The 8,330-nt window shown below is 43.3% G+C and carries 7 protein-coding genes and 1 pseudogene; 4 read left to right on the forward strand and 4 right to left on the reverse strand.

All coding sequences use genetic code 11. The features are described from left to right. Positions 1 to 44 precede the first annotated feature (44 nt). The 3 genes from B2Y23_RS07455 to def form a co-directional block, all read right to left on the reverse strand. Entirely contained in the window at positions 45 to 2,114 is a 2,070-nt protein-coding gene (locus B2Y23_RS07455; RefSeq protein ID WP_291369969.1) for a TonB-dependent copper receptor, read from the reverse strand. A gap of 88 nt (positions 2,115 to 2,202) precedes the next feature. Continuing rightward, positions 2,203 to 2,625 carry a DUF2946 family protein gene (locus B2Y23_RS07460; RefSeq protein WP_291356556.1) on the reverse strand — a complete coding sequence of 141 codons (423 nt, stop codon included), beginning with the start codon at positions 2,623 to 2,625 and terminating at the stop codon, positions 2,203 to 2,205. Positions 2,626 to 2,717: 92 nt separating this feature from the next. Further along, positions 2,718 to 3,248, reverse strand: a complete 531-nt coding sequence (gene def, locus B2Y23_RS07465) for a peptide deformylase (RefSeq protein WP_291356554.1) — start codon at positions 3,246 to 3,248, stop codon at positions 2,718 to 2,720. A 119-nt stretch (positions 3,249 to 3,367) separates the two neighbouring features. Between def and B2Y23_RS07470 the strand changes: the two genes are divergently transcribed. From B2Y23_RS07470 to B2Y23_RS07480, 3 genes are all read left to right on the forward strand, one after another. Then, positions 3,368 to 4,522: a LysM peptidoglycan-binding domain-containing protein gene (locus B2Y23_RS07470; RefSeq protein WP_291369971.1), complete on the forward strand. Its 1,155-nt coding sequence runs from the start codon at positions 3,368 to 3,370 to the stop codon at positions 4,520 to 4,522. A 100-nt stretch (positions 4,523 to 4,622) separates the two neighbouring features. Next, on the forward strand, positions 4,623 to 5,768 hold the full coding sequence (gene dprA / locus B2Y23_RS07475) for a DNA-processing protein DprA (protein ID WP_291369973.1): 1,146 nt from the start codon (positions 4,623 to 4,625) through the stop codon (positions 5,766 to 5,768). Positions 5,769 to 5,810: 42 nt separating this feature from the next. Next, entirely contained in the window at positions 5,811 to 6,380 is a 570-nt protein-coding gene (locus tag B2Y23_RS07480) for an L-threonylcarbamoyladenylate synthase (RefSeq protein WP_291369975.1), read from the forward strand. A gap of 413 nt (positions 6,381 to 6,793) precedes the next feature. On the opposite strand, the gene B2Y23_RS07485 is transcribed toward B2Y23_RS07480, so the two are convergent. Further along, the gene (locus tag B2Y23_RS07485) at positions 6,794 to 7,708 is read right to left on the reverse strand and encodes a DMT family transporter (RefSeq protein ID WP_291369976.1); all 915 of its coding nucleotides are present in this window, start codon (positions 7,706 to 7,708) and stop codon (positions 6,794 to 6,796) included. Positions 7,709 to 8,149: 441 nt separating this feature from the next. Between B2Y23_RS07485 and B2Y23_RS07490 the strand changes: the two are divergent. Then, positions 8,150 to 8,330 (forward strand): annotated as a pseudogene (locus B2Y23_RS07490) (hypothetical protein); the annotation flags it as partial.

Consider the following 8,330-nt stretch of genomic DNA (forward strand, 5'->3'; position numbering starts at 1 on the left):
AAAGCAGGACGATTGCCCTGCTTTTTGTCTTAAAACCGTTCAGATTAGAACTTTAAACCAATCCTAGCCCAATAATTACGGCCAATATTATTGAATTGTTCATCAGCCGCGAAACCAAAACCAGCACTGCCTGCCTTATTTAAATGTTCGCTATAGGTTTTATCAAATACATTATCTACCCCTACAGACAAATCCACACCATCACGAACATGATAGGTGCCATTCAAGGATAAGGTGGCAAAACCGCTGCTTTCACCTAAATCATAACCCACAATATTGCCCTGATCTTTACTGATGCGGTTTTGACGATCGACAACTCGCCCTAATACGCCTAATGTATATTTATCCTGAATATAACGCAGATTGACCCGTCCTTCTAAAGGTGCAGTTTGTGGCAACGGCGTATTGTCGCTGGTATTTTCCCCCCATGCATACATGGCGCTCACATCTGCCTGTAGATGATCAGTAAATTGATAACCTACTCCTGCTTCAGCTCCGGCAATTGTGGCATCGACATTTTTAGCACCCGCGGTTTTGCCATGACTATGACTCATCATGCCCGGCATGCTATGCATGTGATAACTCATCAACACATAATCATTGATTAATCCTGCATAAGCAGAAACCCAGGAATTCAGTGCGCCATGTTCATGTTGATAGCCTAAATCCAGCTGCAAGGTTTTTTCGGTATCGATTCCATTAAATGAATTCACCGTTCCGGGATTACCATGCGCGGTACTGAACAGCTCCCAGTAATCTGGCATACGTTCGACATATCCTACGCCGATATAAGTTTTCGCATCATGTTCAGGATGCTGCTTTTCAAAACGAATAAATGCACTTGGCAAGGTTTTATCCAGTTCGCGGTTATAGCCTTTCTCTACAGAATCAGAACGTAAATCTTTGACATTGACCTGATCGACACGAACCCCACCGACCCATTTATTTTGCTCACTCAATTGATAGCTTAATTCACCAAAAGCACCATAGGAGCGGAATTTCATATCTTTGTTCCGCACTTGGTCCTGATAAGGCGTCATTAAACTGCCCTCGCGTGTGGAGTGCTCATTGTTTTGGCTATCTACACCGCTAATTAACTGCAATTTATCCCATTGTTGAGTTACAGCCAGACGTGCGTTTAAGGTTTCTCGCGCTACGTTGGAAGCCATAGGCATACTCATCATGCCGTCCGGTTTAAATTCACGTAAACTAAAGTTATCCATGACATGATCATTAAAGCTATAGTTCACTTGTGCTTCGATTTTCTCGATCACATCAGTGACATTTTTCTTTTCTACACGAAGTCCCAGACTTTCACGGGCAAATTGCGAGCCATCCATCGAACGGCCAGCATAAACTGCCTCTCCATTCGCCTTGCCGCCAGTCAATTCCACCCATGTATTTTCATCCGGTGTCCAGCCTAAAGCGACATCTGCATTCCAGCGTTCCCAGTCTGAAGGCACGGTATTGCCATCTCCATCTTTATAGCTGTCTGAAACAGAGCGATTGGCATTTAAACGAATATATTTTTGTTCATCGCCAACAGCGGTTTCAATATTATGATCAAGGCGACCATATGAACCTGCCAGCACACTGGCTTGACCTCGATAATTTTTATCGTCAGATAGTTTTTCAGGCTCACGTTCAAAGATCACCGTTGCAGCCGAACCGGTATTGGCATATTGCACGGTTTGTGGCCCTTTAATCACCGAAATACGGTCATAACTTTCCGGCGAAATATAAGAGGTCGGCGCATCCATACGGTTTGGGCAGGCGCCCAAATTTTCCGTACCGTCGGCTAAAATTTTAATCCGTGAACCAAACATGCCACGGAAAGTCACATCGCCATTGGTACCGCCATTTTTGATCGAGCTGAATCCCATAATACTTTGCAGATAATCAGCACCATCACTGGCCGGAATGGGCTGGATCGGCTGTTTGGGATCGGCATGCACAATCAAACCGTTGGCATCATTGCCCTGATGAGCAGTCACCACAATCGGCGCTAAAGTTTGAACAGTTGTGGTTTGCTGCTCGGCAAATACCGTGGCTGAACAACCGGCAACACAAATCGCAGCCGCAACGGGCTGTAAATAGAATTTAGGCTGAGCCATTTTTCAATCTCACTATTACATAAATATAAGCTGCAGCTGAAGCAGCGCAAGGGCTAGAGTCAGTCAAGACCCGAAAATGCCTTTGGATTTATGTAAATAGTGGCGGAGCTCGTCCTTGGGGAATGAGAAAGAGTCGCTGTAAAACAAACCAGACATGACTAAAAGTCTTTTGGAAGGCAATTAAGCGCACCTGAATACGATCCAAAACTTCTTTGATTTCTAATTCAGGTGGTAAGACCAGATTCCCGTAGACAGTACAGTACTGACATTGATGGTTGGCATCATGATGATCATGTTCTGCAGACTGTTGTTGATGATCTTGATGAAGCTGATGATGAGCATGTGTGGATGTGGAAATATGCTGCGAAGCAGGTTTTTGCAATAACGCACGCGTAATGGTTTCACAGACCGGAGCAACCTGATATTGCTTCGGTAGCAAGGGCTGTAAAAATACAGCAATCTGTAAAAACACTGCTGTAATTGACAGCAGCAATCCACTACGGAATAACACAGGCAAATCCTGAAATTTGTCGGATGCAAGTATAACAAAGCCCAATCTGAATGGGGCTTTGTTAAGACTATTTAATCGAGAAAATGTAGCCTTTAACGCTTTACTGCAACTTTTTCTTTTTGACGCTGACGAGTAACTTTTTCCACTTTTTCACGTGCACGTTGACGTTTTAAAGGCGATAAATAATCGACAAATAACTTGCCATTTAAGTGATCCATTTCATGTTGAATACAAACAGCGAGAAGTTCGTCTGCTTCCAGTTCAAATGACTGACCTTCAAGGTTAATTGCCTCTATTTTTACGCGTGACGGACGCTCAACTTTGTCGTATATTTGAGGCACAGACAGACAGCCTTCTTCATAAGGCTGAGTTTCTTCAGTTAATGGCGTAACTTTGGGGTTAATAAATACCATGGGTTGATCTTTATTTTCAGATAAATCCATGACAATCAGCTGAATGTGACGATCTACCTGTGTAGCAGCCAAGCCAATACCTGGGGCTTCATACATGGTTTCAAACATATCGGCTGCGAGCTGACGAATTTCATCAGTGACTTCTTCGACTGGTTTAGCAATGGTACGAAGACGGGGATCCGGGAAACTTAAAATAGGTAATAAGGCCATACGGTGTCCTCACTTATGCCATTGATCAAAAAACAAAATGAAGGAATGCTTCATCAAAAAAATGTGTGTAATATCGTTATTATAACGCAACTACATACATAATTTTAGGAATTATGATAATGAAAAAGGTTTTGAAGGGCGCACCAACTTTTAGTGCCTTGGGGTTTAAAAAACAATTATTGGCACTTGCCGTATGTGTAAGTGTTGGGGCCGGGATGGTGAGCATTGCTGAAGCAGCACCTGCGCGCAATATCAATCCACCTGCATTAAAAGCCGGAGCACCACAAGTTTATGTGGTAAAAAAAGGCGATACATTATGGGATATTTCCAAAAGATTTTTAAAAAATCCGGTACGTTGGCCTGAAATCTGGGCCAGCAATAAACATGTGAAAAATCCACACTGGATTTTCCCGGGCGACCGCCTGCTGATGTGTACTTATAATGGCAAACCGATCATCGGTAAAGATGAAGGTGATGGCTGTGAAGGGATTATCCGTCGTTATACCGGTGGCACCAAATTACAACCTCAGGTTCGGATTGAATCATTAAACAATGCCATTCCAGTCATTCCGCTGGAATACATCAAGCAATGGTTAGAGCGCAGTACCATTGTGGCACCTGAATCGGTTGCTGGTACGCCATACATTTTAGGGACGGCGGATCAACGTGTTCTTGCGGCTAAAGGTCAAACCGTTTATGCACGTGGAAATGGTCTGGAAGTCGGCCAACGCTATGCCGTTTACCGTGAAGGTGAACCGTACATGTTTACTGATGCCAAAGGCAAAAAATACAATGCCGGTCTTGAATTGATTCAGGTGGCCTCTGGCGTAGCCATCCGTGGTGAAAATGACATTACCACCCTAGAGTTAACCGATACTTATAATTCCGAAGTGCGTCGCGGTGACCGTGTACTGCCTGAATATGATCCGATGCTTCCAACCTTGTTTTACCCGACCAATGCTGAAGATGTGGTTGCCGGTGGCCAAGTGGTTCGCGTGATGGGTTCAATTGGTACCGCAGCAAAACACAGTGTAGTGACTATTGACCGTGGCAGCTTGCAAGGTGTTCAAGCCGGACATGTATTGGCGGTGAACCAGAAAGGTGAGGTCGTTACTGACCCGAAAACCAAAGAACGGGTGCAACTCCCGGGACAACGCATTGGTAATATCATGGTTTTCAAAAGCTTTGATAACCTAAGTTATGCCTATGTACTGGATAGTGAATTACCGATTAAAGTGGGTGCTGGCGTTCAGCCACCACTAATGGATGAATAATCCTTAGAGTAAAATATAAAAATGAGGCTGAGATTCAGCCTCATTTATTTTAAACAATAATTTAAACAACAATAAGAAGACATATAAAAAAGGTCTCGTTATGCTCACTTCACTAAGCTCTATGCAGCTGGACTACATTCGGCTATGCTTTCTGGTACAACACTCACTAACCAGCTTTTATAAAATCAGTCAGCACTATACCCATCTCGCTGAGGCAACACAGCCTGACCAAAGTGAAACTTGGCAAAAGCTTGGCATTCACAAAAATCATATTCAACGCCTGCAAGATTTTCACCTTACTGAATCACAACTGAAGTTCCAGCACTGTGTTGATTTAATTCAAAAACAGAGTGATTTTGTGCTGTTGCAAAATGATGCACACTACCCGCAGCAACTGCTGCCTTATGCTGATAAACCGCCGATCCTGTTTGGTCAAGGCGATGCTCAAGCGCTGTTACAACCGCAAATTGCCATTGTCGGTAGCCGCAAACCGAGTCATCACGGCCGTCAAGTGGCCTATGACTTTGCATATTATCTCAGTGAAAAGGGTTTTTATATCAATAGTGGCTTGGCGCAAGGGATTGATGAAGCCGCCCATCGCGGGGCTTTACAGCACAACCGCACCATTGCGGTGATGGGAACAGGCTTGGACCAGACTTATCCGAGTCAAAACCAGCCATTACGCCAACAAATTCTTGCGCATTACGGTACCGTCATCACCGAATTTTTACCCGGCACCCCACCTTTGCAGCAACATTTTCCACGGCGTAACCGCATTGTCAGTGCTTTAAGTCTCGGGGTGATTGTTGCAGAAGCTGCGCTGAAAAGTGGGTCTTTAATCACGGCGAAATGGGCAGCTGAACAGGGTAAATTGATTTTTGCCATTCCGGGTCATATTTATAGCGAGCACCATCAAGGCTGCCATCAGCTAATCCGTGAAGGTGCCATTTTAGTGGATCATCCTGATCAGGTCATTGAAGATCTGGCTCTACCGACTCAGTGGCACGCTCAGCAGCACAACCAACAGACATGCAAAATCAATTGTTTAGATACTCAACCCGAACTGCCAGCGCATTTAAATATTTTGTACAATCAGCTGGACTGGGTCGGACAACATATCGATGAGATCATGCTCAGACAAAAGCTGGATGTGGCTACACTGACCAGCCAGTTGATGGAATTGGAGTTACTTGGGCTATGTATGCAGCAGGCAGGACTTTATCTCCGTTGTCGTCCGGACAAATAAGGTTCACAATACCCTTTTAATAAATATGAAGGGAAAAATCTGATGATTACCACCTCTGTTGCCGAAGCTGCTCAATGTTTAAAACAGGGACATGTTTTAGCATACCCTACAGAGGCAGTTTGGGGCTTAGGCTGTGATCCTTTTAACCAACAAGCGTTTCTGGAAATTTTACGTTTAAAGCAGCGTCCCATTGAAAAAGGGGTGATTTTACTGGCAGCGCAAATTGCGCAAGTAGAGCATCTGTTGGAATCGCTAAATGCGGAAATGCGTCAAAAAGTGATAGACTCCTGGAGTCATCGTTCTCCCACTGAGCGCGCAACCACCTGGTTATTACCCGCAGGCGATCATATTCCTGCCTGGATTAAAGGCAACCATCCTAAAGTTGCTGTACGGGTTACTAACCATCCATTATGCGTCGCACTCTGCAATGCCTTTAATGGCTTTATTGTCTCCACCAGTGCCAATCCTGCTGGAGGAAACCCTGCTCGCTCCCTTCAAGAAGCCAGCCAGTATTTCTCAACTCAAATTGATTATCTGAATGGTGATTTAGGCCTTAGCCAAGAGCCGAGTCGCATCATTGATGCTGAAACAGGTGAAGTGATCCGCGCTTAAGCGGGTCATTTTTGTGATGCAGACTGATATAATTTTCAGGCAAAAAAAAGCTCAACCATATAGGGACGGTTGAGCATGAAAAAGGATGTGCATAAATCACATCCAGAGGGTCTGTAAATCTGGTTGCGAAAGTTTAAAGATTGTTAAGAAAAACTTAAACATTCACGATATAAGTATTATGTAATAACTCGTTTCTTTATACAAATATATTATTTATCTTAAAATACATTTAAAAACTATGAACGCGTGAGCATATTTTTATAAAAATTTAAATTATCTCACTATTTTTAATTATATTTTAAAAAAATAATCGTTTTTAGATCTTTTTCACACCTTTGCAAAATGACCTGTTGAATAAAAAATAGCTGTAAAAAATATTTTTGTTTGTCCATTTTTTAAACATTTTATTTAATTCAGCTATTCAATTTTGCGGCACTGACAGTTAGATCTTTCTTTTGGGCTAATAAAATGCCCAATAAAATGATCAAACCACCGATGCTGTGATACATGGTCCATGCTTCACCTAACCACACATTCGCAATAACGGCTGTGCAGACCGGCATTAAGTTCATAAAAATACTGGTGCGGTTCGGTCCGAGCATCTGTACTGCCATCATCCAGACCAGTGGCGCAATTAAGGAAGGGAAAATACCGGCATATAGCACACTACCCAGATTCTGCGGATTAATAGCATCTAAGCCCAGCCATACCACAAAGGGCAAATGGTAAAGCAAGGCAAAAATAATCTGTACATAGAGGCTAATCAGCAAGGGAATCTGAAGTTGCCATTTCTTAAGAAAAACGCCATAAAATGCATAAAAAAATACTGCCAGCACCATCATAATATCGCCCAGATGTCCGCCGGATTGCACCAGACGGGCAAAATTTCCCTGTGCCATCACATAGAGCAAGCCGGCAAAAGATAGAATGCTGCCTATAACGGCAAAACGATTGGGTATATCCTTCAGCATCAGCATGGAGACAAAAATGGTAAACACGGGAATAAAGGCGTTGATAATGCCCATATTGGTGGCAGTAGTATAATGCGCGGCGCTATAGCCCAACCCTTGGTACAGCACCATACCAAAAGCACCGAGTACCGCCAGCTGTTTCCAGTGTGCCAAGACCAGCTGACGTTCACGCCAGACCTTGCTCAGCATAAACGGGGTTAAGACCACAAAAGCCACCAGCCAGCGGTAGAAACTGATACTGACTGGAGAAATATAGTCCGCCACATAACGGGTGACGGTAATATTCATGGACCAGATTAAGACGGCCAATAACGGCAAAGCCAGTGCCCACCATACTGTTTTATGATCTTGTGTCATTCCCTGCCCTATACTTTAACTATTCAGTATGATTTTCACCCCTTGTATTAAAACATGAAATATCAAACTTTCTACACTCCTGATTCATGACAACTACAGGCTCTACGGTCTGCTCACTCTACACAGAAGGATCTTTTTTAAATAGAATTAGAACTCTCAAATAATCCTGCTGATTAAATCCATGCATTCTTGCATTGACTCACATCTTGATAAAATTTAATAACTCAACCATCACATAACTCACCTAGGGTTTATTTTTATCGCCTTTCAATAACTTTCTTTGCAATTTGCAGCAGCTTAACAACAAAAACGTTCTAGTGAATCACTCCATAAATATGTCATTTTGATGAAAGCAGTCTCTTGAGCTGCGCCGTATTTTTTAATGTGTATAAATAAATTATTTAGGTCTTATCGCTAGATTGGATCTAATGAGGATGCGATATGAAAACACCCTTACTGGCTTCACTCTGTGTTGCTGCCCTGGCATTAACGGCATGTGATAAAAAGTCAAATGAAGCACCCGCATCGTCAGCAACCAGCCCGGCAACAACGACTTCTGCGCCTGCTAGCACACAAGCTGCGCCGGCAACTCTCAGCTCAAACAATGCCAAAGATATTAAAA

It is taken from the genome of Acinetobacter sp. UBA5934, from assembly GCF_002430855.1.
Classification (GTDB): Bacteria; Pseudomonadota; Gammaproteobacteria; order Pseudomonadales; family Moraxellaceae; genus Acinetobacter.

Coding starts and splice junctions, on each gene's coding strand:
- B2Y23_RS07480 (WP_291369975.1), top strand. CDS start 5,811: ATGATTACCACCTCTGTTGCCGAAGCTGCTCAATGTTTAAAACAGGGA.
- B2Y23_RS07485 (WP_291369976.1), bottom strand. CDS start 7,708: ATGACACAAGATCATAAAACAGTATGGTGGGCACTGGCTTTGCCGTTA.
- B2Y23_RS07455 (WP_291369969.1), bottom strand. CDS start 2,114: ATGGCTCAGCCTAAATTCTATTTACAGCCCGTTGCGGCTGCGATTTGT.
- B2Y23_RS07470 (WP_291369971.1), top strand. CDS start 3,368: ATGAAAAAGGTTTTGAAGGGCGCACCAACTTTTAGTGCCTTGGGGTTT.
- dprA (WP_291369973.1), top strand. CDS start 4,623: ATGCTCACTTCACTAAGCTCTATGCAGCTGGACTACATTCGGCTATGC.
- def (WP_291356554.1), bottom strand. CDS start 3,248: ATGGCCTTATTACCTATTTTAAGTTTCCCGGATCCCCGTCTTCGTACC.